We start from the raw sequence: 24,352 nt of genomic DNA on the forward strand, positions 1-24,352 counted from the left end.
TTTTCAGCCCCTAAACCACCTACTTCAGTAGGTGGTTATCATCAATTTAGGCTTGGCCTGTAAAGGCTACCCATGCTAATTGCTCTTTTGATTTTTAGCGAAGTCAAAGGACAAAAAGCATGAGTAGATACGAGCAAGCATCGCATGTGTATTGGCGATGTCAATATCATATAGTTTGGACTCCAAAGTACCGTTTTAGGATTCTCAAAAACAAAGTAGGTAAGGAGGTTTACCGCTGTATTCACGTTTACAGTGAGTAACTTGGGTGCAAAGTAGTAGAGTTAAATGTTCAGGTAGACCATGTTCATTTAGTTATAAAAGTTCCGCCAAAGTTATCGATATCAAGACTGATGGGAGCGCTCAAAGGCAAAATAGCACTAAAACTATTTAGTAAATATCCATACTTGAGGAAGAACAAAATGTGGGGTAACCATTTTTGGCAGCGAGGATACTTTGTCGATACGGTTGGAATAAATGAAGAGATAATAAGGCGTTATGTCCGGCATCAAGAGAAAGAAGAAAAGCAGGAGCAAACTCAGTTAACGCTGGAGTAAACAACGCCCCCTTTGAGGGGGCATATACAAAGCCACCTTCTTCAGAAGGTGGATTCTTTACTTCCTTTAACCCAGGCCGGCTTCAGAATCGTCCAACTGCCTGCCACTGTCCGAGCGAAACGCCTGCTCTCTGGGCACACACTCAAACACTTCACGCACATAATGGCGTTTGCCGCGGTTACCTATCCGCTCCAGCTTCATTCCCGGCATCTGCCGCTGGTAGAGCTCGGCCTTGGCCGGATCCCAAGAGACCCGAATAATCTCCTGCGCCGCTCTTGTTGTTTCCACCAGGCACTTATAGTCCTGACGTTGCCCCTTGGGCTGTGCAGCAGCCAGAGGCAGGCTCAAGAGTATGGCCAAAGGCAATATCAGCTTATTCATCATCCGCTCCTCAATTGGCCTGATAGTAATAGATTTTGTTAGTGGCCGGGCCGCCGCCGACACACTTGTGATCGCCGGGTGGGCAGCCGGGATCCGGCATCACCTTCTCCATCTTTTCGCCGGCATTGCCAATGCCTATCAAATACATATAGCTATCGGCCACAGTACCATCACTGCTGATATTGGGCGGCACAACCAACTGCGGTGTATCCGGAACACTCTCCCCCATCTCCAGATAGGTTTTTGTGAAACTGCGGGTGCCCTTGTGCAGATCAAAGCCATAGAGGTAGCCCTGCCCGGCAACCAAACACTGGTTGCTGGAAGTCTGCGAGCCAGGCACATAGGAGGTAAAGAAAACCCGCCCTTTGATGATACTGGCATCGGCAAGGCTTTTTTCACCATTGCGGGTAAAGTCGTAATACCAACCACGCTTACGGCCAAAAGCGATGTGCTCTTTCTCTGAAGCCGGTGCCTTGGCCGTCACATCGTAAAGATCCGCCAACGTCAGTGCCTGAGGCACTGCCTTGCCCTTGAAACTCTGACTGAGGGTATTTCTGTCCTGCAGAACAAAGAAGATATCCGAGCGACTGGTGTTCGATGGAGATGGCCTGAGTCCGGAGCCGACCACCACGGCATCGTAAGGGACTTGCTGCGCCGAAATCACCATCTTTGACTGGCCATTGACCGTGACACGGTTCTCGCTCAGATTGCCAAACATGGTTTGCGCCACCACAGGGGCAGCAAAGAAGCGCCTGTCGGTATTTTCTGTGCTGCCGCCAAGAGAAGCAAACTTGAAGGCACTCCATTGTTTGCTGTCGGCACCAGCCATATCCAGTCGCCAAACATTGGCCCCGGTATCTGTGGCATAGATACGGTCAGTAACGCCATCACCATTGCTGTCAAGAATCGCGACCGAATTGGGAATGCTGTCCCTCAGCCCCGGCATTGGCGTATCACCGCCGGGGCCAAATCTGTGGAGTAACTTGCCGGTTTCGGCATCCAGAATGAACACCCCGCGGCCCTGGCTATCGGCGCCACCGACCTCAAGAGTATCCTTGGCCGGAGAGTACCCTGCTCCAAAGATGAGTACCGGCTTGTCACCCTGACCTGGAATGGTGGTCACCACAGGCTTGGCCCAGCTTTGCCCCAACTCACTCATGCCGGCCGAGTCTGCGCTGATATGCCACATCAGACTAGGCTTATCCGGATTGGTCACATCCATGGCGTAGTAACCACGGCCGCCACGCCGCAGCCCCATAAATACCCAGGCCTTCTCCATCTTGTTGCCGCTGCGCTTGATATAAGCTGCGGGTGAGCCATCAAAACCATAAACCGAATGCACGCCGGAAGGTACGTTGGCCCTGAGCGTTGCCAGATTGGGTAAAAACTCCCAGGGCATAAAGGCCCAGCTCTCATTGACCGAGTCCCCTTTGTCCTGAAACATATGCAGCATGCCGTGGTTACTGCCCAGCAGAATACGGATATCCGGGTTCTTTGCGGACGAACCGAAATCTATCGCCAAAGGTTTGGAATGCAAGGGGTCGCCAAGAAGGTCACGGCGCTTATCGCTGTGGCTGTTATTCTGGTTGTCATCGTCAATATCCTTGCCGATAACCCAGTCGAACAGATCCTGCAGTTGGCTTTTATCTACTCCCATATGCTGCGCCAGCTTGGCCTCGCCGCCGGCGTAACTGCTGGCCGCGACCTTGGTCAGGGGCGACAAACCACCTTTGGCAGCAAAATTGCCGTAGAAAGTGCGCTGCTTTTGGTTATAGAGGGCCTCGGCCACCCCACCTTTGGTGACATCGTCGCCATCACCACCGGCGTTGCAAACGGCCTGAGAACTCCAGAAAGAGCAGGCCGAAGTATTGATATTGCCATTGTCGGCAATGGCCGGATTGCCGTTTTTGTCTACCACATCCCCTGTGCCTGTCACCCTGAATTTCTTGAGATTGCCACGCCAACGGGGGCCCTTGTTGGGCAGGAACATGGAGTAATACACAGAGTCAAAGGTCTGTACCTTGTTGAAGTTGTTGCTGGCCACTGAGGGCGAGGTGAAACTGGCATTCTTCTCCAGAATTTGATTGACCACCAACTGAATTGCCGACTGCAGCTTGCTGGCATTCTGGGCATCGAAGTAACGGCCGCCGCCTTTTTCAGCAGTCTTTCTCAATAAGGCTTCCGCCCTGGCCGCCCCCTCACTGAAGCCTATGGTAAAAGTATTGACCGTCTGTTTGCCGGCCATATTGGGGTTAACGTCATTACGGGCCATCCAACTGCTCAGGGCACTGAGATAACTTCGGCGACGATTACTGCTCACATAAGCATCCTTGCCCCCGGTCATACTCTGCACCAAGCCGTCGGCGGCCTTGTCCAACGTCGGCTCACCGTCTGTGATATAGACTATATAGGCTTGGTTCTGACACTTTTTGAACGGCGACTCATAAATGCCGTTCTTGATAATGCTCATATCCTGCTGCGGGGTATTGGCGGAATCATAATAACCTACGACTCTGAGCCTTCCCCATTCATCACGCCGGTAATAAGTGTAATCACTATCATCATCACCGAAATACACCCCTTGGCCACTAAAGTATCGATAGGCTTCATAGAGAGTTTCACACAAGGGTGTATTCTGGGCGAAGGTAATATCATTGACGCTTTTAATAAGCGCTATTTTACTGTCGGCACTCTGCGGTTTAATCCCGGAGATAATCCGCCCACCATCGCGCATGCCTTCCCTATCATGGTTTAAGTTGAAAATGGCCAGCCCCAAATCTACCCCGGGAGTTGTCACAATCACGTTCTGAATCGCTTCCTGAGCCAGTTGCAAACGTGTCTTGGTGACCTTTTTCTTATCACTGTGATGCCAGCGCAAATAATCTTCTGTATAGAGGGTTACCACGCGGCCAGTGCCAAAACCTGTACGCCCTGCAGCGTCCTTGGCCGCCTTCTTCTGCGCTTCGGTCGAACGATTGCTGACCTGGGTGTAGCTGATCACCTGATTGCGGTTACCGACGCTATCCAGCGGCAAACCATCGGGTATCCCAGCCGCATTGCCATAACGCTCATCCTGAATATCCTCCAAACAATCTACCAGAGTGATATTGGCGCCATTATTTTCCGGCAACTCTTTCCAGGTGCCATTTTGCCCGGAGAAACTGTACTCACGAACAAACCCGGTATAAATTCCATATTTATTCAGATACTCCCAGGAGGTTTGACAGCCGTTATTGCTGCGCAGAAAACGCCAGGTTTTATCCTGCTTACCCGGAACCGGCATATTATCTGAATCCGGTGCTCCTTTGGTGAAATAAATAAACTCTTTCTTGGGCTCAAGGGCGCCACCACCTGCGCCGGGGAAATAACTCTCATCCACATCGTATACATAATTACCCATACTGACGGAGTTATCGAAAATAATCAGCATTTGCGGTCGAGCACCTGTACGCGATGAAGACTCGTAAACATAGAGCTCTGTGTCATCGGCCAATAACGGGCTGACCAATATAAAACTGCCAATACAGGAAAGCAGTAAGGTTAAGAATTGTTTGCCGTCAAAACGCCAATAAGGACTGATAAATATTTGCTTGTTCATGGTAACCAGCTTGTATTTCACCCTGTGTTTATTCCACTTTTCGATGAGAGACAAACAACACACTAGACTGTAAAATAAGGCTTTTATCTCTTTAGCCTTCTATTTACCACGACAAAAAACAAGCAAACAACAAATAAATAGATTTATTCACATTATTATCAAAATGTGTCGACCAAACCTCATAAAAAACAAACAATATTGACCTTAGCCAAATATCTGACTCATCTATTAAGGTCACTTTATGTACTTACTTAGGGAATGCTTCTTGCAAAGGACTAGACCATTTGCTGCGAACCACGCCTTACATCCATGCCTGTAAGTCGACGCAGAGCACACATGGGACTTGTTCGCACCTTGCTTAGTTCGACTGATGACAAACATTTCCAAGATAAGTTTTTCAGTCACATTTTCGCACCGGAATTTGCGCTTTTTTACATTGATTTACCAGTTTTATGCTCGAGGCTCCCGTAAAATAGGCGGCAATCAGATCCTAGCGGATCTCTAACGGCATCAGATGGGACACAATGAAAAAACCTTATATCGGACTCCTGGTCCTTGGCCTTTGTGTGGCCACCTATCTCCTATTAACTCCAACGGCAGAAAATACCGTCAAAAAGCCCGGCTCAGGCATGGGGATGGGCAAAGCCGCCGTTCCCGTAATTACCGCCACAGTCACAGAGCAATCCCTGGCGCAATCCCTGACTCTGATCGGCAAGCTGGAAGCTGAACGCTCTGTCACCATAGCGCCTCAAGTCGCCGGCAAGATAGACGCTATCGCGGTGCGCTCCAATCAAGAGGTGAAGGCGGGTGAGCTCTTGCTGGTTTTGGAAGAATCCAAGGCCAAAGCGGCGGTGATGGAAGCCGAATCTTATCTGGCCGATGAGCGGCGTAAGTTGGGCGAATATGAAAAACTGATCGGCCGTAACGCCATTACCCAGACAGAAATTGATGCCCAACGCGCCAGCGTCAGTATCGCCGAAGCCAGACTGGCCTCGGCCAGGGCCGAACTGTCCTACCACCATCTGCGGGCTCCCTTTTCCGGTACAGTGGGCCTGGTGGATTTCAGCAAGGGCAAGCTGGTGAGCCAGGGAACCGAACTCTTGAGTCTCGATGATCTGAGCTTGTTGCGGCTCGATCTGCAGGTACCCGAGTCTTATCTGTCGCAACTGAGTGTCGGCATGCAGGTTCAAGGCAGCAGCAGTGCCTGGAACGGCCAACTGTTTCAGGGCAAGGTGATTGCCATAGATCCCAGAGTCAACCCGGATACCCTCAATGTCAGGGTGCGGGTAGAATTCAACAACCCAAACAAACGCTTGAGACCGGGCATGATGCTGTCGGCCACCCTGACCTTCCCACCACTGCACCAGGCGGTAGTGCCGGTGCAGGCGTTGGAGTATTCCGGCACCAAGCGCTATGTCTATCGCATAGATGAAAATAACATAGCCCACCGAACCGAAGTGCATCTGGGCGCCCGGGTCGAACATCTGGTGCTTATCACAGATGGCGTCAGCCTGGGAGATCGCATTGTGGTGCAGGGGCTGGTGAATATTCGTGATGGCGCCAGCGTCAAGCCCTTGACCGCCGAAGCAGTACAGCAGACCGGGGAGCTTCACTGATGTTGTTATCCGATGTCTCGGTCAAACGGCCGATCAGTGCCATAGTGCTGAGCCTGCTTTTGTGTGTCTTTGGTCTGGTGTCTTTCAGCAAGCTGTCGGTGCGGGAAATGCCGGATGTGGAGAGCCCGGTCGTCACTGTGATGACCACCTATGAAGGGGCCAGCGCCTCTATCATGGAGAGTCAGGTCACCAAAAACCTTGAGGATGAGCTGACAGGCATCAGCGGTATCGATGAAATCACCTCGGTGAGCCGCAACGGCATGTCGCGGATCACAGTGACCTTCAAATTGGGCTGGAACCTCACCGAAGGGGTGAGCGATGTCCGTGATGCGGTGGCCAGGGCGCAGCGCCGGCTGCCGGAAGAGGCCAACGACCCGATAGTCTCCAAAGACAACGGCTCGGGCGAGCCCTCCATCTATGTCAACTTGAGCTCCAGCGAGATGGATCGTACCCAGCTCACCGACTATTCCCGCCGGGTACTGGAAGATAAGTTCAACCTGATCACGGGGGTCAGCTCGGTGGATATCTCAGGTGGCCTCTACAAGGTGATGTATGTGCGCCTCAAGCCTGAGCAGATGGCCGGTCGCAATGTCACTGTGCAGGATATCCTTGCAGCCCTCAAGGCGGAGAATATGGAATCCCCCGGCGGCGAGCTGCGTAACGACACCACTGTGATGACGGTGCGCACCGCCCGCCTCTATCTAAGTCCTGAACAGTTCGACTATCTGCAGGTCAGCAGCGCAAACGGCTCGCCGGTTTATCTCAAGGATGTGGCCGAAGTGTTTGTCGGCGCCGAAAATGAGAACTCCACCTTCAAGAGCAACGGCATAGTCAACCTCAGCCTGGGGATAGTGCCGCAATCGGATGCCAACCCGCTGGATGTCGCCAAAGATGTTTACAAGCAGGTGGACGCACTGCAAAAGTTTCTGCCGGCCGGTACCGAGCTGTATGTGGACTACGACTCGACCGTGTTTATCGATCAGGCCATAGACGAGGTGTATTACACCCTCTATATTACGGCGGCGCTGGTACTGCTGGTGCTGTATATTTTTATCGGCCAACTGCGGGCAACGCTAATTCCGGCAGTGACTGTGCCGGTATCGCTGATCTCGGCCTTTATGGCCGCCTACTTCATGGGCTTTTCCATCAACCTGCTGACCCTGATGGCACTGATCCTGGCCATAGGCCTGGTGGTGGATGACGCCATTGTGGTGGTAGAAAATATCTCTCACCACATAGAGCGCGGGGAAGATCCGCTGCTGGCCGCCTACAAGGGCACCCGCGAAGTGGGTTTTGCCGTTATTGCCACCACGGCGGTATTGGTGATGGTATTTCTGCCCATCTCCTTTATGGAAGGCATGGTCGGCTTACTGTTCACCGAGTTTTCCGTGCTACTGGCGGTATCAGTACTGTTCTCATCCCTGGTCGCGCTGACGCTGACACCTGTACTCAGCAGCCAGTTGCTCAAGGCCAATGTCAAACCCAACGCCTTCAACCGCGCCTTGAATCGCTTCTTTGCGGCGCTCGAGCTTAAGTATCGCGCCATGGTGGCCATTGCCATACGTCACAAGGTTGCGGCGCCCTTGGTGATCCTCGCCTGTATCGGCGGCAGTGCCTTGCTGGTAAACCATATTCCAGCTCAGTTGGCACCACAGGAAGACCGCGGGGTGATCTTCGCCTTTATCAAGGGCGCCGAAGGCACCAGCTATAACCGCATGACAGCCAACATGGATATAGTACAGGACAGGCTGATGCCGCTGCTGGGCCAGGGCGTGCTCAAGTCCTTCAGTGTGCAGGCGCCGGCCTTTGGTGGCCGCGCCGGTGATCAGACAGGTTTTGTGATCATGCAGCTCGAGGATTGGAAAGACAGGGATATCAACGCCGAGCAGGCGCTGGTGATGATAGCCCAGGTATTGAAAGATATTCCCGATGTGATGGTGCGTCCCATGTTACCCGGCTTCCGTGGCCGCTCCAGTGAGCCGGTGCAGTTTGTGATCGGCGGATCCGACTATAAAGAGCTGTTCAAATGGGCACAACTGCTGCAACAGGAGGCCAACAGCAGCGGCCTGATGCGCGGCGCCGATCTCGATTATGCCGAAACCACCCCTGAGCTTCTGGTCACGGTTGACAGACAAAGGGCGGCAGAGCTTGGTGTCAGTGTTGCCGATGTTTCGGAAACCCTGGAGGTGATGCTCGGCGGCCGCAAACAAACCACCTATGTGGACAGAGGTGAAGAGTATGATGTCTACGTGCGCGGAGATGAAAAACAGTTCAGCAACATGAGCGACCTCAGTCAGATCTATATGCGTACCAGCAAGGGCGAGCTGGTTACCCTCGACAGCCTGGCGCATATCGAAGAAGTCGCCTCGCCGCAGCGACTGAGCCATACCAATAAACAAAAATCCATCACCATCAAGGCTAACCTCATGGATGGCGCCACTCTGGGGGAAGCACTGGATTTCCTCGACGCCAAGGCGATTGAATCCCTGCCCGGTGATATCAGTATCAGCTACACAGGTGAGTCGAAAGACTTCAAGGAAAACCAGAGCAGCATGCTGCTGGTATTCGGTTTGGCCCTCTTGGTGGTTTATCTGGTACTGGCGGCTCAGTTCGAAAGCTTTATCAACCCACTGGTGGTGATGTTGACCGTCCCCATGGGGGTATTCGGCGGCTTCCTTGGTCTGTGGCTGACACAACAAGGACTCAACCTCTATAGCCAGATAGGGATGATCATGTTGATAGGCATGGTAACCAAGAACGGTATTCTGATAGTCGAATTTGCCAACCAACTGCGAGACAAGGGGCTGGCCTTCGAACAGGCGGTTATCGATGCCTCGGCGCGGCGTTTGCGGCCGATCCTGATGACCTCCTTCACCGCGATTGTCGGCGCGATTCCCCTTATCTTCTCCACCGGTGCCGGCTCTGAGAGCCGTATTGCCGTGGGTACTGTGGTGTTCTTCGGTATGGCGTTTGCGACCTTTGTCACCCTGTTGGTGATCCCGGCCATGTATCGACTCTTGTCCTATAACACCAAGTCGCCCGGCCATGTCAAAGACAGGCTCAATGCCGCTATCGCCCGGCAGCAGGCGCAGATAAACATAGGCTCAGGTTCAGATTGATTCTGTCTGGGTCAATAAGGAGCCTCAATAAAACAAGGGATGCCAAACGGCATCCCTTGTTTTATTGAGGCGTCAAAGAAAAACTAATCCTTGAGTAGCATCTCAAAGCCGCCCCAGATCATTCTCTTGCCATCGAACGGCATATCACCGAGAGTCTCGGGAACGGAAGGATCTGTCATGATGAACTGCATGCCTCTATCGCGCGTAGCCTTGTCCGGCCAAACGATCCAGGAAACCACCACAGTCTCGTCATCCTGGCGCTTTACCGCCATAGGCATGGAAGTAAGCTTACCTTCCGGGACATCATCCCCCCAGCATTCTACCAGCTCCAAAGCGCCCTGAGACTTGAACAGCCCCGCCGCCTTGCGTGCATGCTCAAGATACTGCTGCTTCTTGGCCGTTGGAACCGGAGCGACCATCACATCGATATAACTCATTTTCGCCTCCTTTGCTCTGTTCTCCCTGAACTTGCATCTTCCCTTGCAAGTGTAGGAGGCGCAACGGCATTTTGCCGTCTGAGTCAGTGGTTATCTGTCAGCCTGTCAGTATTCACGCAGCAGGCCTGGTTCAGCGCTTTATTTTATTTAGCCCGGGCTTGGTCAGGATTGGCTGTGCTCAAGCCAAGAGCAATTGAAGCTTCAGGCCTCAGACGCTTTGATGCTCTACTCTGGAAGCGCTCAACAGGTTGTCATGCACGGGACAACGATGGCAGACAGTATCGAGAAACTGCTGCTTTTGTTCTGCCGTCAAGTCGGCATCAATATCGGCATCCAGGGTAATACGGCGAAACCCAACAGGATCCTCACTGGGTTTCCCAAGCAACCCGTCGGAATTCATCTCGCCACGCACCTTGATATTCATTCCCCGGAGATCAATTTTCTGCTCTCTGGCTACCATTCTGGCAATAGCAGAAATACAGCCCCCCAGAGAAAACAGGAAAGTCTCCAGCGGATTGGCTCCTTCGTTACCGGCGGAAGCTTGGTCAATGACCAAGGTATGCTCACGCACCTGCGCCGTCACTTTCCAGCCTTTGCCCATTTTGGTTTCGAGTTCAATGATCTTTTCTGGCATGGTACTACCTCATCCATTAGAAAATTTTTAATGAGATTAATCTAATAATTATTGTAATGCAAACCCGTATAACGTAAATGTCGCCAAGCTCACAACTCAAAAACTTGTCTCGCTGAGACTATCGAAAAGACTAAGACTCAGGTACTATTTTTAGTCTTTATAACCGGGCCGCTCAACCCAAGGACGAGAATGAGATCTGGAATAATAACTGTATTAATTTGTTTTCTTTGCATATTACCTACCGAGTCAACCAGGGCAACCCCTCAGAATAAAGTCTTACTCGCCGCCGAAGACAGTTGGCCCCCTTTCGCCGACAGAACCGGGCAAGGCTTATCTCACCAACTGATAGCCGCGGCTTTTTCTATTGAACATATCCAAGTGGAAAGCTTGGTGGTGCCCTACTCCAGAGCCTTGATGATGGCCCGAAAGGGACAGGTTCAAGGAGTGTTCAATGTGACTCGTGAGCGCAGTACTGAGGCGGCTTTTTTGTTCGGTGAAGAGCCATTGTTTATTGCCAACGCCTCCTTCTACTACAACAAAAACCGGCCACTGAGTGCCAAAAACAAATGGCAACTTCCGAGGGGGAGTGTCGTTGGGGTTATCAAGGGTTATGAATATGGCGATGAGTTTTCCGAGCTGAGCAAACAGTTGCAACTGGTACAGGTTGCCAGTCAGGAGCAACTGCTCAATCTCTTGCTGCTCAATCGTATCGATGCCGCCATTATGTTCGACAAGGTAGCCGAAGGCGTTATCAAACGTATGGGGGTGAAAGAGGAGATTCTGCCGGCATTTCCCAACCATCAGAGCCGAATATTCCTGGCATTCTCACTACAGGATGCCGATTCACCTGCGTTGGCCAAGGCATTGGATAAAGGGTTGCGACAGATGAAACAAAGCGGTCAATATCAGCAAATAATCAACAATGGTCGCTTCTGAGTGCTCATCTTTGCCTATCACAGTGTTAAACTGCCGGGCGCGACTCAATTACAGGTATTTGCATGCAGCTCAGCTTCAGCCCTTGGTTTCATTTTCAATTGCAGATCTACTATGAAGATACGGACTTTTCCGGCGTGGTGTATCACCCCAATTTTCTGAAATATTTCGAACGCGCCCGTGAGCAAGTCATAGGTGCCAACGAATTAAAACGCCTGTGGCAATCTGAGGGAGTGGGCTTTGCCGTTTATCGCTCCGAGCTTATTTGTCAGGAGGGAGTCGAGTTTGCCGATATCCTGGATATCCGCACCCGTTTTGCCTTCGAAAGCAAATATCGCACCGTGTGGGAGCAAGAGATCTGGCGTGAAAACGCTGTCAGAGCAGCAGTCAACGGCCGAGTGGAAATGGTGTGCATGAATCGTCAGCGCCAACTTTGCCCCATGCCGGCAACGCTGCTTGAACAATTGGGCGCTCAACTACAACAGATTTAATTCCTTTGAACTCAGCCTGCGCTCTTGGCATGAATGCTGTGTTTAGCGTACCAGTATTCCAATTCCGGCGCCGTTTTGGGTTTGGCGATAATATCTCCCTGTAGTTGGTCGGCCCCCATAGAAATTAGCACCTGTTTCAGCGCCATCGACTCAACCCCCTCAACTGTAACCTCAAAACCCAATGACTTGGCCATCTGGATACTGGCGCGCATTATATGCTTGGCATTACTGTTACTGAGCAGCTCTTCATTGAACGCCTTATCGATCTTAACTTCATCTACCGGCAGATTCTTCAAATAGGCCAATGACGAGTGCCCGGTACCAAAATCATCTATCGCCAGACGAATATCCAGTTGCCGCAAACGTTGTAAAATTTTAATCGCCTGCTCAAGGTCGGCCATCAAGCTGCTCTCGGTGATCTCAAGCGCCAGCACATCACCCGGCAACTGGTATTCTTGCAATTGGCGTTCAATCTCCTGCAACATACAGCCGTTGTTGAGATCCTGCGCCGATAGGTTAAGTGCAATTCGTACTTTAAAGCCGCCACTGCGCCACTTACGCTGCTGTAACATCACTTGCTCAAGCGCCCAATGACTCACCAGGCCTATCATGCCGGAATACTCGGCCAACGGAATAAACTCGGCTGGAGAAATGGCGCCGAATTTAGGATGTTCCCAGCGAATAAGCGCTTCGACCTGGCGGCAAAGGCCGCTGCTCACTTCTTCTTTGGCCTGATAAACCAGATACAACTGACCGGTTTTCAACGCTTTGGGTAGACTATTGATGATCTCCAACTCACGCATTTGAATGCTGTCTTCACCCGTCTGATAACCGGCCAGCAGATCACGGCTATTACGGGCTTTTTTCAGCGCCAGATCCAGGCGGCGCAACATCAAGCTGAGATCGGTATGATGCGCATGCAAATCCAGATAGCCCATCTGGATGCGGAGGCTCAAAGGCGTACCTTTAATATCAAAAGGAACCTGTAACCGTCCCCGCAACCGATGAAGATCCTCCTCTGTCTGTTGTTGCTCAAAGTACAGCAAAAACTCATCTTCATTCATTCGCGCCAATAACCTGGGCGCATGTTGCAACCCCAGCAGGCGATCTGCCATCTGCTTGAGCAGTTGATCGCCAAAGGCAAAGCCAAACAGGTCGTTGACGTAACGGAAACGGTAGATGTCCAGCAGCACCATAGTCCCCTGCTGCAGCGGCATCAAAGCGGTCACGCTGCGCTTGAGCCCTAGCCGATTGGCAAGGCCTGTGAGTTTATCTTTCCCCACAGGTGGCGGAAGCGCCTGCAGCAACTTTTCCAGGCTATTAACCAAATCATAAAAAGCGACCGGCACCCAAGGGAGATCGAGTGGCGCGCGGGCTTTTATCTGATTGTCGAGTTGTTTGCCGAGCTGTTTGATAAAACGCCGCTCTTTTTGACGCTGGCGGCGCCACAAAAGGAGAATAAACACAGTAATTAACGCGATAGAAAGCAACCATGGGCCTATCATCAAAGCGGTATTCTCCCGTTAATGATCGAAATGAATTATTTTAACTTTTACTCATAGCTTTGCTTGATTGAGTGATATTTGTCCAAAAACTCATCACAGCCAAGTAGTTCGGCACTGACGGGTAAGCCTCTGTCGACAAAGACTTCCAAACGCTGTTCAAGCTCGGCGCCGGCTCGTAACTCACCGGTATAAAAAGCCGCCGAGCGAATAAAATCCAGGTAAGTCACATGATCCGGCAGATAGGGCAGATCAGCCCAACGTTCGACCACTTCCATCACATCCGGGGCAAAGTCCCAGCTCTTGAGTACCGCTCTCCCTATCGGCCCTTGCATCTTGCGCACCAAAGCTCTTAGCTGATCTATACTGCCAAAAAGCTCTGGGTGAGCCTCGGCCTCGGTCAGTACCGGCAAGGCACCGATATTGTGCACCAACCCGGCCAGGGTCAAAGTATCATAATTCAGGCCGCTACCCGGATGGGTCTTGTTATAGATAAGTAACATGGCTCCGGCCGCAGCAGTAACATCTATTGAAGTGCGCCACACTTCGTCCATGACCTCCCACACCATCTCGTTGGTGGAGATAAACAACTGCTCCATGGCGATAGAGGTAGCGATAGATTTTATCTGCGCCAAACCTATACGGGTCACCGCGCTGTTGATGTTTTCCGCCGGGATCCCCCGGCTGTAGAAAGCACTGTTGGCTACCTTGATCATACGCGCCGATATGGCGGCATCCTGACCTATGATATCGGCAACTTCCCTCAAGCTTGAATCGGGACGACTGACGACTTCCTGCACCCGCATGGCTACTTCCGGCAAGGTTGGCAGCACCAGGGTATCGTTCTTGAGTTTCCGCAACAAACCAACCAAGAGTTGATGTTCGGTAGACATGCACTCTCCAATGTAAAAAAACTGTTCAAATACTGTGACTCAGTATATCAGTAACCCAGGTGGCCGCGAGCGTAAAAAAGCGTCAAATGATATCAATTCGTTTAAAGCCAACACCTGAAATCGACAGTAGGTCACAGATTAATACTAATTTATTTAGGTAATAAGTTATCTCTAGGATTTGTGCCAAACCGTGGCGGAGAGTATCACCAAGCCGACGACGCTGTGGGGGGAATATTGATTTATAGAATAAAATACCCCTTAGCAGATATTCCCCGGCGAGATGAACTGCTGCTCCGAAATGCTATAATCAACATCCTTTACTAAAACACTTATCTTGCGATGTTTGCATAGCCCCACTTTTATTAAGTAAAATGCCGCCCCTGCTGCCAAGTCGCGCAACCGCCGGACTGCCGTTAATTGAGAGTAAATTATGTTTAAACCAGAGCTTCTGTCTCCCGCCGGGACCCTGAAAAATATGCGTTATGCCTTTGCCTATGGTGCAGACGCCGTATATGCGGGCCAACCCAGATACAGCTTAAGGGTACGTAACAACGACTTTAAGATGGAAAATCTGGCTACAGGCATTCAGGAAGCCCATGCTCTGGGTAAAAAGCTCTATGTGGTCAGCAATATCGCTCCCCACAATGCCAAACTCAAGACCTATATCAAGGATATGGAGCCAGTGGTTGCTATGCAGCCGGATGCCCTCATCATGTCAGATCCCGGTCTCATCATGATGGTTCGTGAAGCCTTTCCCGAACAGGTTGTACACCTTTCAGTACAGGCCAACGCCATCAACTGGGCCTCGGTTAAATTCTGGCAGTCTCAAGGGATCAAGCGCGTGATCCTCTCCCGCGAGCTATCACTGGATGAAATTGAAGAGATCCGTCAGCGTTGCCCGGACATAGAGCTGGAAGTGTTTGTTCACGGCGCACTGTGTATGGCCTATTCCGGCCGTTGCCTGTTGTCCGGCTATATCAATAAGCGCGATCCCAACCAAGGCACCTGCACCAATGCTTGCCGCTGGAAGTATGATGCCCACGAGGCCAAGGAAAATGAAACCGGCGACATAGTCGCAGTCAACCCGGTGCAGATAGAGCAGCCGACTTTGGGCCAGGGCCCTAGCAGCGATCAGATTTTCCTGCTGCAGGAAGCCAACCGTCCCGGCGAATATATGCCGGCCTTCGAAGACGAGCACGGCACCTACATAATGAACTCCAAAGATCTGCGCGCCATTCAGCATGTGGAGCGCCTGAGCCGTATCGGCGTGGATTCATTGAAGATTGAAGGCCGCACCAAGTCCTTCTACTACGTGGCCCGCACGGCGCAGCTTTACCGTCAGGCCATAGACGATGCCGCAGCCGGAAAAGACTTCGACCGCAGCTTAATGAATCGCTTGGAAGGCTTGGCCCACAGAGGCTACACCGAGGGCTTCCTGCGGCGTCACGTTCACGATGAGTACCAGAACTATGAATACGGCCACTCTATCAGTGACAACCAGCAGTTTGTCGGTGAGTTTACCGGTAAGCGTAACGCCGAAGGCCTGGCCGAAATCGAAGTGAAGAACAAGTTTTTGCTGGGTGACAGCCTGGAGATGATGACGCCGCAGGGCAACATCAACCTGATATTGGAAAGCTTGCAAAACCGTAAGGGTGAAGCCATTGAGGCAGGTTTAGGTTCGGGCCATACCGTCTACATGCCGGTACCGGCCGATTTGGAACTGGACTCAGCCATCTTGCTGCGTAACTTGCCGGAGGGGATGGACACCCGCAATCCCCACGCCGCAACCAAGTGAGTCCTGTCTTCCTGAGTATATTCCCAACCTTACTCGAAAGGCTGCCTTCAGGCAGTCTTTCGTTTTACGCAAGTCATAGTGCTCTATAACAATCCCGTTGTAGTCATGCGTGCTGGTTATCAATAATAGTGCTGCCGACAGAGGTGCTCCCCCTGTGATAAAATCTGTGCTATGACTTAGTTTGGGCTGCACCTGCTACTGTTTTGTGCGCCAAGCGTTGACCGAAAACCTGCTCGGCAGGATAAGTAATTCCGAGGTAATACAAGGCAATGGCCTTAATCATTGATGACAGCTGCATTAACTGCGACATGTGTGAGCCCGAGTGCCCCAACCAAGCCATTACTATGGGGGAAGAGATCTATGAGATAGATCCGGCGCGCTGCACCGAATGTGTTGGCCACTACGACAACCCAACCTGTGTTTCTGTTTGCCCTATAGACTGTATCGACAAGGATCCCGAACATCAGGAAACCCAAGACGAATTGCTGGTAAAATACGCTCAACTGACCGGCAAGCTATAAGGATAAAATGATGAAAACATTACTGCTTATTGCTGCATTACTCAGTCTTGGCGCCTGTGCCGAGCTCAAGGAAACCGGCCGAACCATAGGCCACACCACCAGAGACGTGACCAAGGAGATAGGCCACACCACCCGGGATGTGACCCGTGAAATCGGCCACGCCTCCCGTGATGCCGCCAAATCGGTCAAGGAAGAATTGAAAGACTGAGCCATCACGTCCAAGAAGTTCAAGCCCTTTCTCGCCAGCCAACAGGGCAAAGTTCTGCCCGGTTGGCAAGCACATTCAAACATCAGAGTTATCAGGCGGCATTGGCCCTCATACCGTGAGGCACGGGCAAACCGGCTTCATTCACATTAACGAAGACCATCTTGTCAATGCTGACAATAGGCGCCAGATTCAATTTATTGCGCACTTCGCAGCGAATAGTGATGGAAGTATGTCCCAGGCTGATAAGCTCGAGGCCAAACTCAATCACATCCCCAAGCTTGGCCGGGGTCATAAAGTTGATTTCCGAGATAAGCTTGGTCACATGGCTGACACTCTTCATCTGGCATGCGGCGAAGATGGCGGCTTCCTCATCAATCCAGCTCATCAACTGTCCACCGAACAAGGCTCCCGCCGGGTTGAGATGTTCGTGTTTAACCAAACGCCGACTGTAGTATTTCATGTTTGCGTCCTCGCATTCACCTGTGATTGGAATTCTCACTTGAACTAAAGCAAATTGGACGCCAAACATTCAATCAATATAATTCAATAAGTTACAACACACTTATGCTCATAAATGCCATTACGGTGCACCAGGATAACTCCTGCTGCACCGTAATGGACCATGCTCAAACCTGACTGAGCACCCGCTTGAAGGCCTGCAGAGTCTTGTCGATATCGGCGGCGCTGATATCTTTGTGCGTCACCAAGCGTAGTTGCCGAGCGCCGCTGATACGCACTCCTTCCTGCAACAAGCCTTTGACCAGAGCTTCAATATCCACTTCATCGGCCAAAGTGGCAAACACCATATTAGTTTGTACCTGGCTCATATCCAGTGCCAGCTCATCCAACTGACTCAAACCTTCGGCCAAAGCCTTGGCATTGGCGTGATCTTCCGCCAAGCGCGCCACCTGCTCAGTCAAGGCCAACTCAGCGGCAGCAGCCAGGATCCCGGCCTGGCGCATTCCGCCACCCAGCATCTTGCGCCAGCGACGCGCCTTGTGAATAAGCCGCTCATCCCCGAGTAATAAAGAGCCAACCGGTGCCGCCAACCCCTTGGATAGACAGATGGATACCGAGTCGAAATACTGGGTTATATCGGCTATCTCCAACCCCTGCGCCACAGCCGCATTGGCCACCCTGGCGCCATCGAGATGGATTTTCAAACCGTGATTGAAGGCCAGCTGCTGCGCCTTGGCCAGGTACTCCTGCGGCAATATCTTTCCGCCTATGGTGTTTTCCAGGCTTAATAGACGGGTGCGGGCAAAGTGAAAATCATCGGGTTTGATGGCAGCGCGAATATCTTCAAGCGCTATGCTGCCATCGGCCTGATTATTCAGTGGTTGAGGCTGAATACTGCCTAACACGGCCGCGCCACCGCCTTCAAACTTATAATTGTGGGCTTGTTGACCACACAGATATTCATCGCCCCGCTCGCAGTGGGACATGAGTGCCAACAGGTTGGCCTGAGTGCCCGAGCTGGTAAACAAGGCACTGTCAAAGCCGAACATCTCGGCGGCCATAGCTTCGAGGCGATTTACCGTAGGATCATCGCCGTAAACATCATCGCCCACCTGCGCGGCCGCCATGGCCTGACGCATCGCAGCAGTAGGTTGAGTCACGGTATCGCTTCTGAAATCTATCATCTATCCCCCATATCACATCCAGTTGCCCCACATTAAGATACATGAGGCCAAAACACTCTAGCGCTGCTCGGCTTGACTGTACAGCGCCAGGAGCGCAAAGCGGAATAACTGGAGTTTTCACCTAATTGGGAGCAACAATAAACCCAAACAAACCGACAGCAAGACAAAGATAAAAATCAATCAGTAATCCTCATGCACAAAAAATACAAAACCATTTAAAATCATAAAACTAAAAAACAAGAATCTAAACAAATCAAATAAAACATAAATAAAACTAATCCAAATATTTAAATAAAATCACTATTAAACTGCGGTGTTTTCCGGCAGAATTCTGATCCTCTGTTATTTTGATGCGAATATTATGCAAGAAGCTCAGTTTATCGCCATACTTTGGCTGATTGGTGTACTGGCCGAAGCTATGACCGGTGCCTTGGCGGCGGGTAAAAAACAGATGGATCTCTTTGGCGTGGTAATTATAGGTTGTGCTACCGCCATAGGCGGCGGCACGCTCAGAGACATCTTGTTGGGTAACTACCCGTTAATCTGGGTAGAAAACTGGCATTATCTGGTGGCTATCGGCTTTGCTTCACTGCTGACGGTGATAATCGCCCCTGTGATGCGTTACCTGTCAAAGCTGTTTCTGGCAATCGATGCTCTTGGCCTGGCAGTGTTTTCCATTGTCGGAGCTCAAAAGACCCTGCTGCTGGGCTTCAGCCCAGTTGTCGCTGTGGTGATGGGAGTGATTACCGGGGTTTTTGGCGGTATTATTCGCGATATTCTCTGTAATCAGATGCCGCTTATATTCCGCAAAGAGTTGTACGCTGTGATCTCCATTATCACGGCTGGGCTCTATGTATTTTTATCGCAATGGCAACTGACAGAATGGCTAAATCTCAGCCTGTGCCTCACTCTAGGGTTCAGTTTGCGGATGCTGGCTATAAAGTATCACTGGGCCATGCCAACCTTCGACTACCAAACCGGCTCAGATCCACATCCGGATTGATAATACACTTGGTAAGCACTGCCAAGCCAAACACAGATCCAACGTATTGTTTATCAGTTGGATCTGTGTTTATTAACCTACAGCTGTAGATGTTTCATCTAGCTGTTAATTTTGGAGGCCTGCTTGGCTTCCAAAACCAGACTATAATTCCTCATCCAGAACCGCAAACATGTGCTGTTTAAGGCTATCAAAATCGGCCGGCAGAACAGCCGACAGCAACGCCTTATCGGCCACTCTTTGCAATGCCTGAGGCAGTGGCAGACTGGTGTTCAGCTCGCGGTCGACCACATCCTTGAATTTGGCCGGATGCGCGGTTGCCAGAAAGATCCCCTGCTCTTCCTCCTTCAATGACAAGCGCAGTGCCTCGGCAGCCACCGCCGCATGGGGCTCGGCCAGATAACCTGTCTGCTCAAGCGCTAACATGGCCTGACGGGTTTGCCCCTCGGACAGCGCCAGGCCGGACAAGTCAGACAGTGGCCATTTCATCTCAGCAAAAATCGCTTCCACTCTGGGCCAGTTACTCGGCTCGGACACATCCATGGCGTTGGACATGGTCGCAACGGTCTGCCGCGGTGCCCAATCACCAAAACTCAAATAGCGCGGTACAGTATCATTGCTGTTGGTGGCCGCCACAAAGCGCTTGATGGGCAATCCCATGGCTTTGGCCAGCAGACCCGCGGTCAGGTTACCGAAGTTACCACAGGGAACACTGACAACCGGCGCCGATTGATGCTGCTTTCTATATTGGGCAACCGCTTCAAAGTAATAACAGATCTGCGCCAGCAAGCGGCTGATGTTGATAGAGTTGGCCGAGTTCAGGTGTAAACCGTCACGAATATCACTGTCTTCAAAGGCCTGCTTGACCAAATGCTGACAGGCATCGAAGTCAGCTTCGACCGCAACTGTGTGAATATTGCCGCCCAGAGTGGCAAACATCTTCTCTTGCAACTCACTTACCTTGCCTTTGGGATAGAGCACCATCACCCGCACCTTATCCAGGCCAAAGAAGGCATCGGCCACCGCCGCACCTGTATCCCCTGAGGTAGCGGTCAAGATAGTCAGAGGCTCTGAGCCGCCAAGCTGATTGAGACACTGAGCCATAAAGCGGGCACCGAAGTCCTTGAAAGCCAAGGTTGGCCCATGAAACAGCTCCAGACAACTGCGCTGTTCGTCTACCTGCACCAGCGGCAGAGGGAAATTAAACGCCTTCTCCACCAGCTTGTCGACACAGTCCTGCCCCAATTCATCGGCGAGCCAGGCACCGAGTATCTGCTTGCTGCGCTCGACAAAAGGCAGGGCCAACAGGGCATCGACATCTGCCAGTTTCGGGATCCGGGTTGGGAAAAAGAGCCCTCGGTCCATGCCAAGACCCAGCTTGAGCGCTTCAGTAAAACTTACCCGCTGTGCCGGGTGCTTGAGGTTATAGAGTTCCATATTGATGCCTTAAATTCTTTTTTGGATGAAAATGCGTTTCAGGACAATACCCGGGTGCCTTGCATATCCAGGCGGCAGATGTGGGCAAAGCCGCTCGCTTCGGTTAAATAGTGTTGTTCCAGGTAGCGTTTGGCCTGCTCGGCGCGGGCCAGATCAGCGCTGATGGAAAACAGAGTTGGGCCGCTGCCGGAAATCCCGGTGGCCAACATACCCAGCTCAGACAATCCGCGCCGCGCCGCCAGATACCCGGGGATAGCCTCGGCCCGATAGGGTTCAGCCAACACGTCTTTCAACACAGTCAGCGCCAGTGCCTCATCCTGGCGGTAACAGGCATGAACAAAGGCACTGAGATTGCGACCGAATTCTATACAGGTTCCCTTATCGTATTGGTTCGGCATCAAGGCGCGCATTGCCGCCGTCGACAATGAAATCCCGGGATAGGCCACCAACCAGTACCAGGAATCAAAGGCCGGTAAGGGCTCGCAGATACGCCCGGGCAAATCCAGCATCAGTTGCAATCCACCCAAATAACAAGGCGCCACGTTGTCATAGTGCACCGAGCCGCTGATCTCCCCTTCAAAACGCCCCATCAACGCCAGTAAGGCCTGCTCATCATAGGGACGGTTGAAATATTCATTGAGACCATAGAGCGCTGCCACCACTGAACTGGCGCTGGAACCAAGACCACTGCCAACCGGCAGGTTCTTGGACAGGGTCAAGGAAACGCCTTGATTGATCCCGGCCTCACCTAGGAAAAACTCGGCGCAGCGATAGACAATATTCTGCTGCGGCTCCTGCGGCAGCTTATGAGCCCAGGGGCCAAGTTGAGTCAGAGAAACGCCGCAAGGCGCGGCGCCCACTGTGACTGTATCCCCCAGTAAACTGCCATCAATGGGGGCCAGTGCGGCGCCCAGCAAATCAAAGCCGACACCGACATTTCCCATAGAGGCGGGCGCATAGACAGTCACGGGGACATTGGCGGGAATAAACTGACTCATGCGCTGACCTCCCGAGTCCAGTTGAGGGTTCTGAGTAAGTCGGCAAACACCCCGGCGGCCGTCACTTCAGTACCGGCGCCATAGCCTCTGAGCACAAAGGGGATCGGCTGGTAGTAGCGGCTGTAGAAAGCCAGCGCATTCTCACCACCTTTGACGCTGAACAGGGGATCATCAGCCGCCACTTCGGCGATACGCACCCTGCAACCTGATTCATCTATCTGGCCGACATAACGCAGGCGTTTACCCTTGGCATGGGCAGCAGCCACTCGTTCGGCAACGGCGGCATCCAGCTGTGGCAAAGCCGCCATAAACTGGGCTACATCGCCTGATGCATCAAAGTCATCCGGCAAGACAGACTCCACCTGAATATCATCCAGCTCCAGCGGCAAGCCCACTTCCCGGGCCAGAATCAACACCTTGCGCGCCACATCCATACCATTGAGATCGTCCCTGGGATCCGGCTCAGTGAAGCATTTTTCCCGGGCAATGGCCGTGGCCTGTGACAGACTCATCCCCTCATCCAGCATACCGAAGATAAACGACAGCGAACCCGAGAGTATCCCCTGGAAACGCAACAGCTTATCACCGGCAAACAGCAGCTTTTTCAGGTTATCGATAACCGGCAAACCGGCGCCGACATTGGTTTCATAAAGGAACTGACGCCGCTGGGCCAGCGCGGTTTGCCGCAGCGCGCGGTAAAAAGCCAACTCACGGGTATTGGCCTTCTTGTTGGGTGTCACCACGTGCAAACCGGCATTCATCACATCCAGATAACGACCGGCAATGACATCCGAAGAGGTACAATCCAGCAATACGGGATTGAGTAACTGCTGCTCCTTGGCCCAGGCCAACATCTGTGTCAGATCAAAAGCGACGGACGAGTCGTTGAGCCTTGACTGCCAATCGGCCAGAGAGATACCGGCGGCGTCGAGCAACATCTTGCCTGAGTTGGCGATGGCACAAACCCGAATGCTGATATGTTGCCCTTTGAGCATGGCTTCCTGCTGTTTTATCTGCTCCAACAAGCCAGCACCTATGTTACCGGCACCAACCAGGAAGACATCGAGATACTGCTGCACATCGAAAAAGCCCTGGTGACAGGCCGCCACCGCATGACGCGTCTTGCGCTGCTCGACCACGGCAGAAATAGAGCGCTCGGACGAGCCCTGGGCAATGGCAATGATATTGACACTGGCCTGAGCCAGAGCCTGAAAGAAGCGCGCGGCCACGCCCTTGTGGGTACGCATACCGTCACCTATCAGGGATACTATCGCCAGTTGATCCCGCATCTCCAGCGGCTCCAACAGTTCACTCTTGAGCTCTAGTTCAAATTCCTGCTCCAGCGCCCACTTGACTCTGGGGGCATCCAAAGTGGCCACACAGAAACTAATGCTGTACTCACTGGAGCTTTGAGTGATTAGTGATACCGAAACCTTGGCTCTGGCGATGGACTCCAGAATACGCGACGCCATACCCACCATGCCTTTCATTCCCGGGCCTGAAACGTTGAACATGGTTTGGTTGTCCAGATTAGAGATCGCCTTGACCTGCAGCCCGGTCTGATCCGGCTGATTGGATACCAGAGTACCCGGCGCCTGGGGGTTGAAACTGTTTTTGATGTAGCAAGGAATTTGGAACTGGGCTATGGGTGAAATGGTCTTGGGGTGCAGCACCTTGGCGCCAAAATAGGAAAGTTCCATTGCCTCCTGATAACTGAGCTGAGAGAGCAGCTTGGCATCGGCAACCACCCGGGGGTCGGTATTGTATACCCCATCGACATCTGTCCAGATTTCGCAGCTGTCGGCATCCAGACAGGCTGCCAGAACTGCGGCCGAATAATCCGAACCATTGCGTCCCAGAGTCACCACCTTGCCATCGGCACCGGCGGCGGTAAACCCGGGCATAACCCACACTCTTTGCTCATCGAGTTTGAGCAACGCAAATCTGGGCTTACTGACGGCGATATCCACCACAGACTCCAGGGGTGTACCGACACCTAGGAATAATTCCCTCGGATCAAGTAAACCGGCGCTGACTCCCTTATTTTTGAGCACTTCAACCATCAAGGCGGCCGAGAGTCGCTCCCCGGCTACCAGGATCTCGGCCCGCACACTGTCAGGACACTCCCCGAGAAGCTGAACTCCTGCCAATTTTGCGCGCCAACTCGCCAGTTGCTGTGCCAATACCTTCTTCAGCTGCTGTCTGGCTTCCTCTGCGAGAGATACAGATGCATCGGCATACAAGGCTTCAAATACCTCAGCCACCTTGGCAAGGGCCTCGTCAACATCCCCCTTGGCCAACACCATATTAACCATGGCCAACAGATTGTTGGTTACGGTTGCCGGCGCCGACAGTACTGTGGCCACTTGCTCTTCTCTGGCACTGGTCAGAACAATTTCTGCTGCCATTTCAAACCTTTGCCAGTTTGCCAGCGAGGTACCGCCGAACTTCATCACTTTCATCTGTATCTCCTTTAATTACCGCGCCCGCCCAGGAAACAAAAAAGCCCGCTCCTGGATGGGAGCGGGCTTCTTGTTTGCAATTCTTCAGGGTATAGTCAGCCCGCCCCCACACTGGTAATGGTGGTGGTTG

At 52.2% G+C, this 24,352-nt stretch carries 19 protein-coding genes, 1 pseudogene and 1 other annotated feature (1 of these 21 cut by a window edge); of the genes and pseudogenes, 9 read left to right on the forward strand and 11 right to left on the reverse strand.

All coding sequences use genetic code 11. The annotated features are described in order from the left end of the window. Window positions 1–119: 119 nt before the first annotated feature. Window positions 120–554, forward strand: a pseudogene (gene tnpA, locus ACMHXH_RS00715) (IS200/IS605 family transposase). A gap of 66 nt (window positions 555–620) precedes the next feature. Here the strand turns inward: tnpA and ACMHXH_RS00720 are convergent. Together ACMHXH_RS00720 and ACMHXH_RS00725 are read right to left on the reverse strand one after the other, a co-directional pair. Then, window positions 621–935 carry a TapY2 family type IVa secretion system protein gene (locus ACMHXH_RS00720; RefSeq protein ID WP_039034255.1) on the reverse strand — a complete coding sequence of 105 codons (315 nt, stop codon included), beginning with the start codon at window positions 933–935 and terminating at the stop codon, window positions 621–623. Between the two features lie 10 nt (window positions 936–945). Beyond that, on the reverse strand, window positions 946–4,533 hold the full coding sequence (locus ACMHXH_RS00725; protein ID WP_335912421.1) for a PilC/PilY family type IV pilus protein: 3,588 nt from the start codon (window positions 4,531–4,533) through the stop codon (window positions 946–948). 524 nt (window positions 4,534–5,057) lie between these two features. Here ACMHXH_RS00725 and ACMHXH_RS00730 point away from each other — a divergent pair. Together ACMHXH_RS00730 and ACMHXH_RS00735 are read left to right on the forward strand one after the other, a co-directional pair. Further along, window positions 5,058–6,149, forward strand: a complete 1,092-nt coding sequence (locus tag ACMHXH_RS00730; RefSeq protein WP_071476814.1) for an efflux RND transporter periplasmic adaptor subunit — start codon at window positions 5,058–5,060, stop codon at window positions 6,147–6,149. After that, window positions 6,149–9,268, forward strand: a complete 3,120-nt coding sequence (locus ACMHXH_RS00735) for a multidrug efflux RND transporter permease subunit (protein ID WP_413737501.1) — start codon at window positions 6,149–6,151, stop codon at window positions 9,266–9,268. The genes ACMHXH_RS00730 and ACMHXH_RS00735 overlap by 1 nt, the downstream gene beginning before the upstream one ends. Before the next feature lie 83 nt (window positions 9,269–9,351). Here the strand turns inward: ACMHXH_RS00735 and ACMHXH_RS00740 are convergent, their stop codons facing one another. Both ACMHXH_RS00740 and ACMHXH_RS00745 read right to left on the reverse strand, forming a co-directional pair. Further along, window positions 9,352–9,705: a DUF1428 domain-containing protein gene (locus tag ACMHXH_RS00740; RefSeq protein WP_039034246.1), complete on the reverse strand. Its 354-nt coding sequence runs from the start codon at window positions 9,703–9,705 to the stop codon at window positions 9,352–9,354. Window positions 9,706–9,913: 208 nt separating this feature from the next. Next, window positions 9,914–10,339, reverse strand: coding sequence for an OsmC family protein (locus ACMHXH_RS00745; RefSeq protein WP_039034245.1), 426 nt, complete (start codon window positions 10,337–10,339; stop codon window positions 9,914–9,916). 189 nt (window positions 10,340–10,528) lie between these two features. On the opposite strand from ACMHXH_RS00745, the gene ACMHXH_RS00750 reads away from it, so the two are divergent. Both ACMHXH_RS00750 and ACMHXH_RS00755 read left to right on the forward strand, forming a co-directional pair. Then, window positions 10,529–11,275 carry a substrate-binding periplasmic protein gene (locus ACMHXH_RS00750; RefSeq protein ID WP_052248088.1) on the forward strand — a complete coding sequence of 249 codons (747 nt, stop codon included), beginning with the start codon at window positions 10,529–10,531 and terminating at the stop codon, window positions 11,273–11,275. 62 nt (window positions 11,276–11,337) lie between these two features. Beyond that, window positions 11,338–11,763 (forward strand): thioesterase family protein, encoded by a 426-nt coding sequence (locus tag ACMHXH_RS00755; RefSeq protein ID WP_101095192.1) that lies wholly within the window; start codon window positions 11,338–11,340, stop codon window positions 11,761–11,763. A gap of 11 nt (window positions 11,764–11,774) precedes the next feature. Here ACMHXH_RS00755 and ACMHXH_RS00760 read toward each other — a convergent pair whose 3' ends face one another. Together ACMHXH_RS00760 and ACMHXH_RS00765 are read right to left on the reverse strand one after the other, a co-directional pair. Further along, window positions 11,775–13,268, reverse strand: a complete 1,494-nt coding sequence (locus ACMHXH_RS00760; RefSeq protein WP_413737513.1) for a putative bifunctional diguanylate cyclase/phosphodiesterase — start codon at window positions 13,266–13,268, stop codon at window positions 11,775–11,777. Window positions 13,269–13,315: 47 nt separating this feature from the next. Continuing rightward, entirely contained in the window at window positions 13,316–14,158 is an 843-nt protein-coding gene (locus ACMHXH_RS00765) for an HDOD domain-containing protein (protein ID WP_039034241.1), read from the reverse strand. A 430-nt stretch (window positions 14,159–14,588) separates the two neighbouring features. Here ACMHXH_RS00765 and yegQ point away from each other — a divergent pair, with 430 nt between their 5' ends. The 3 genes from yegQ to ACMHXH_RS00780 all read left to right on the forward strand — a co-directional run bounded on the left by yegQ (window position 14,589) and on the right by ACMHXH_RS00780 (window position 16,682). Continuing rightward, complete coding sequence (gene yegQ / locus ACMHXH_RS00770) at window positions 14,589–15,953, forward strand: tRNA 5-hydroxyuridine modification protein YegQ (protein WP_039034240.1); 1,365 nt, start codon at window positions 14,589–14,591, stop codon at window positions 15,951–15,953. Window positions 15,954–16,222: 269 nt separating this feature from the next. Further along, entirely contained in the window at window positions 16,223–16,474 is a 252-nt protein-coding gene (locus ACMHXH_RS00775; RefSeq protein ID WP_028779037.1) for a YfhL family 4Fe-4S dicluster ferredoxin, read from the forward strand. Window positions 16,475–16,484: 10 nt separating this feature from the next. Next, window positions 16,485–16,682, forward strand: coding sequence for a hypothetical protein (locus ACMHXH_RS00780; RefSeq protein WP_373297519.1), 198 nt, complete (start codon window positions 16,485–16,487; stop codon window positions 16,680–16,682). A 91-nt stretch (window positions 16,683–16,773) separates the two neighbouring features. Here ACMHXH_RS00780 and ACMHXH_RS00785 read toward each other — a convergent pair whose 3' ends face one another. Both ACMHXH_RS00785 and ltaE read right to left on the reverse strand, forming a co-directional pair. Further along, complete coding sequence (locus tag ACMHXH_RS00785; RefSeq protein WP_025009448.1) at window positions 16,774–17,142, reverse strand: acyl-CoA thioesterase; 369 nt, start codon at window positions 17,140–17,142, stop codon at window positions 16,774–16,776. A gap of 166 nt (window positions 17,143–17,308) precedes the next feature. Beyond that, window positions 17,309–18,325: a low-specificity L-threonine aldolase gene (ltaE, locus tag ACMHXH_RS00790; protein WP_071476819.1), complete on the reverse strand. Its 1,017-nt coding sequence runs from the start codon at window positions 18,323–18,325 to the stop codon at window positions 17,309–17,311. A 361-nt stretch (window positions 18,326–18,686) separates the two neighbouring features. On the opposite strand from ltaE, the gene ACMHXH_RS00795 reads away from it, so the two are divergent. Continuing rightward, complete coding sequence (locus ACMHXH_RS00795) at window positions 18,687–19,328, forward strand: trimeric intracellular cation channel family protein (protein WP_039034237.1); 642 nt, start codon at window positions 18,687–18,689, stop codon at window positions 19,326–19,328. A gap of 141 nt (window positions 19,329–19,469) precedes the next feature. Here the strand turns inward: ACMHXH_RS00795 and thrC are convergent, their stop codons facing one another. The 3 genes from thrC to thrA are packed head-to-tail and all read right to left on the reverse strand — an operon-like array spanning window position 19,470 to window position 24,222. After that, complete coding sequence (thrC, locus tag ACMHXH_RS00800) at window positions 19,470–20,762, reverse strand: threonine synthase (protein ID WP_335912420.1); 1,293 nt, start codon at window positions 20,760–20,762, stop codon at window positions 19,470–19,472. Window positions 20,763–20,800: 38 nt separating this feature from the next. After that, window positions 20,801–21,760 (reverse strand): homoserine kinase, encoded by a 960-nt coding sequence (gene thrB / locus ACMHXH_RS00805; RefSeq protein WP_335912419.1) that lies wholly within the window; start codon window positions 21,758–21,760, stop codon window positions 20,801–20,803. Continuing rightward, on the reverse strand, window positions 21,757–24,222 hold the full coding sequence (gene thrA, locus ACMHXH_RS00810) for a bifunctional aspartate kinase/homoserine dehydrogenase I (RefSeq protein ID WP_039034234.1): 2,466 nt from the start codon (window positions 24,220–24,222) through the stop codon (window positions 21,757–21,759). The genes thrB and thrA overlap by 4 nt, the downstream gene beginning before the upstream one ends. A gap of 34 nt (window positions 24,223–24,256) precedes the next feature. After that, window positions 24,257–24,352 (reverse strand) — a sequence feature (Thr leader region); it runs 25 nt beyond the window's last position.

This window comes from Shewanella sp. BJSY2023SW001, from assembly GCF_047314685.1.
In the GTDB taxonomy this organism is placed as follows: Bacteria; Pseudomonadota; Gammaproteobacteria; order Enterobacterales; family Shewanellaceae; genus Shewanella; species Shewanella indica.

What these genes read in the sequence shown, in the direction of transcription:
- ACMHXH_RS00720 (WP_039034255.1), bottom strand. Translation starts at nt 935, where the DNA reads ATGAATAAGCTGATATTGCCTTTGGCCATACTCTTGAGCCTGCCTCTG.
- ACMHXH_RS00725 (WP_335912421.1), bottom strand. Translation starts at nt 4,533, where the DNA reads ATGAACAAGCAAATATTTATCAGTCCTTATTGGCGTTTTGACGGCAAA.
- ACMHXH_RS00730 (WP_071476814.1), top strand. Translation starts at nt 5,058, where the DNA reads ATGAAAAAACCTTATATCGGACTCCTGGTCCTTGGCCTTTGTGTGGCC.
- ACMHXH_RS00735 (WP_413737501.1), top strand. Translation starts at nt 6,149, where the DNA reads ATGTTGTTATCCGATGTCTCGGTCAAACGGCCGATCAGTGCCATAGTG.
- ACMHXH_RS00740 (WP_039034246.1), bottom strand. Translation starts at nt 9,705, where the DNA reads ATGAGTTATATCGATGTGATGGTCGCTCCGGTTCCAACGGCCAAGAAG.
- ACMHXH_RS00745 (WP_039034245.1), bottom strand. Translation starts at nt 10,339, where the DNA reads ATGCCAGAAAAGATCATTGAACTCGAAACCAAAATGGGCAAAGGCTGG.
- ACMHXH_RS00750 (WP_052248088.1), top strand. Translation starts at nt 10,529, where the DNA reads ATGAGATCTGGAATAATAACTGTATTAATTTGTTTTCTTTGCATATTA.
- ACMHXH_RS00755 (WP_101095192.1), top strand. Translation starts at nt 11,338, where the DNA reads ATGCAGCTCAGCTTCAGCCCTTGGTTTCATTTTCAATTGCAGATCTAC.
- ACMHXH_RS00760 (WP_413737513.1), bottom strand. Translation starts at nt 13,268, where the DNA reads ATGATAGGCCCATGGTTGCTTTCTATCGCGTTAATTACTGTGTTTATT.
- ACMHXH_RS00765 (WP_039034241.1), bottom strand. Translation starts at nt 14,158, where the DNA reads ATGTCTACCGAACATCAACTCTTGGTTGGTTTGTTGCGGAAACTCAAG.
- yegQ (WP_039034240.1), top strand. Translation starts at nt 14,589, where the DNA reads ATGTTTAAACCAGAGCTTCTGTCTCCCGCCGGGACCCTGAAAAATATG.
- ACMHXH_RS00775 (WP_028779037.1), top strand. Translation starts at nt 16,223, where the DNA reads ATGGCCTTAATCATTGATGACAGCTGCATTAACTGCGACATGTGTGAG.
- ACMHXH_RS00780 (WP_373297519.1), top strand. Translation starts at nt 16,485, where the DNA reads ATGAAAACATTACTGCTTATTGCTGCATTACTCAGTCTTGGCGCCTGT.
- ACMHXH_RS00785 (WP_025009448.1), bottom strand. Translation starts at nt 17,142, where the DNA reads ATGAAATACTACAGTCGGCGTTTGGTTAAACACGAACATCTCAACCCG.
- ltaE (WP_071476819.1), bottom strand. Translation starts at nt 18,325, where the DNA reads ATGATAGATTTCAGAAGCGATACCGTGACTCAACCTACTGCTGCGATG.
- ACMHXH_RS00795 (WP_039034237.1), top strand. Translation starts at nt 18,687, where the DNA reads ATGCAAGAAGCTCAGTTTATCGCCATACTTTGGCTGATTGGTGTACTG.
- thrC (WP_335912420.1), bottom strand. Translation starts at nt 20,762, where the DNA reads ATGGAACTCTATAACCTCAAGCACCCGGCACAGCGGGTAAGTTTTACT.
- thrB (WP_335912419.1), bottom strand. Translation starts at nt 21,760, where the DNA reads ATGAGTCAGTTTATTCCCGCCAATGTCCCCGTGACTGTCTATGCGCCC.
- thrA (WP_039034234.1), bottom strand. Translation starts at nt 24,222, where the DNA reads ATGAAAGTGATGAAGTTCGGCGGTACCTCGCTGGCAAACTGGCAAAGG.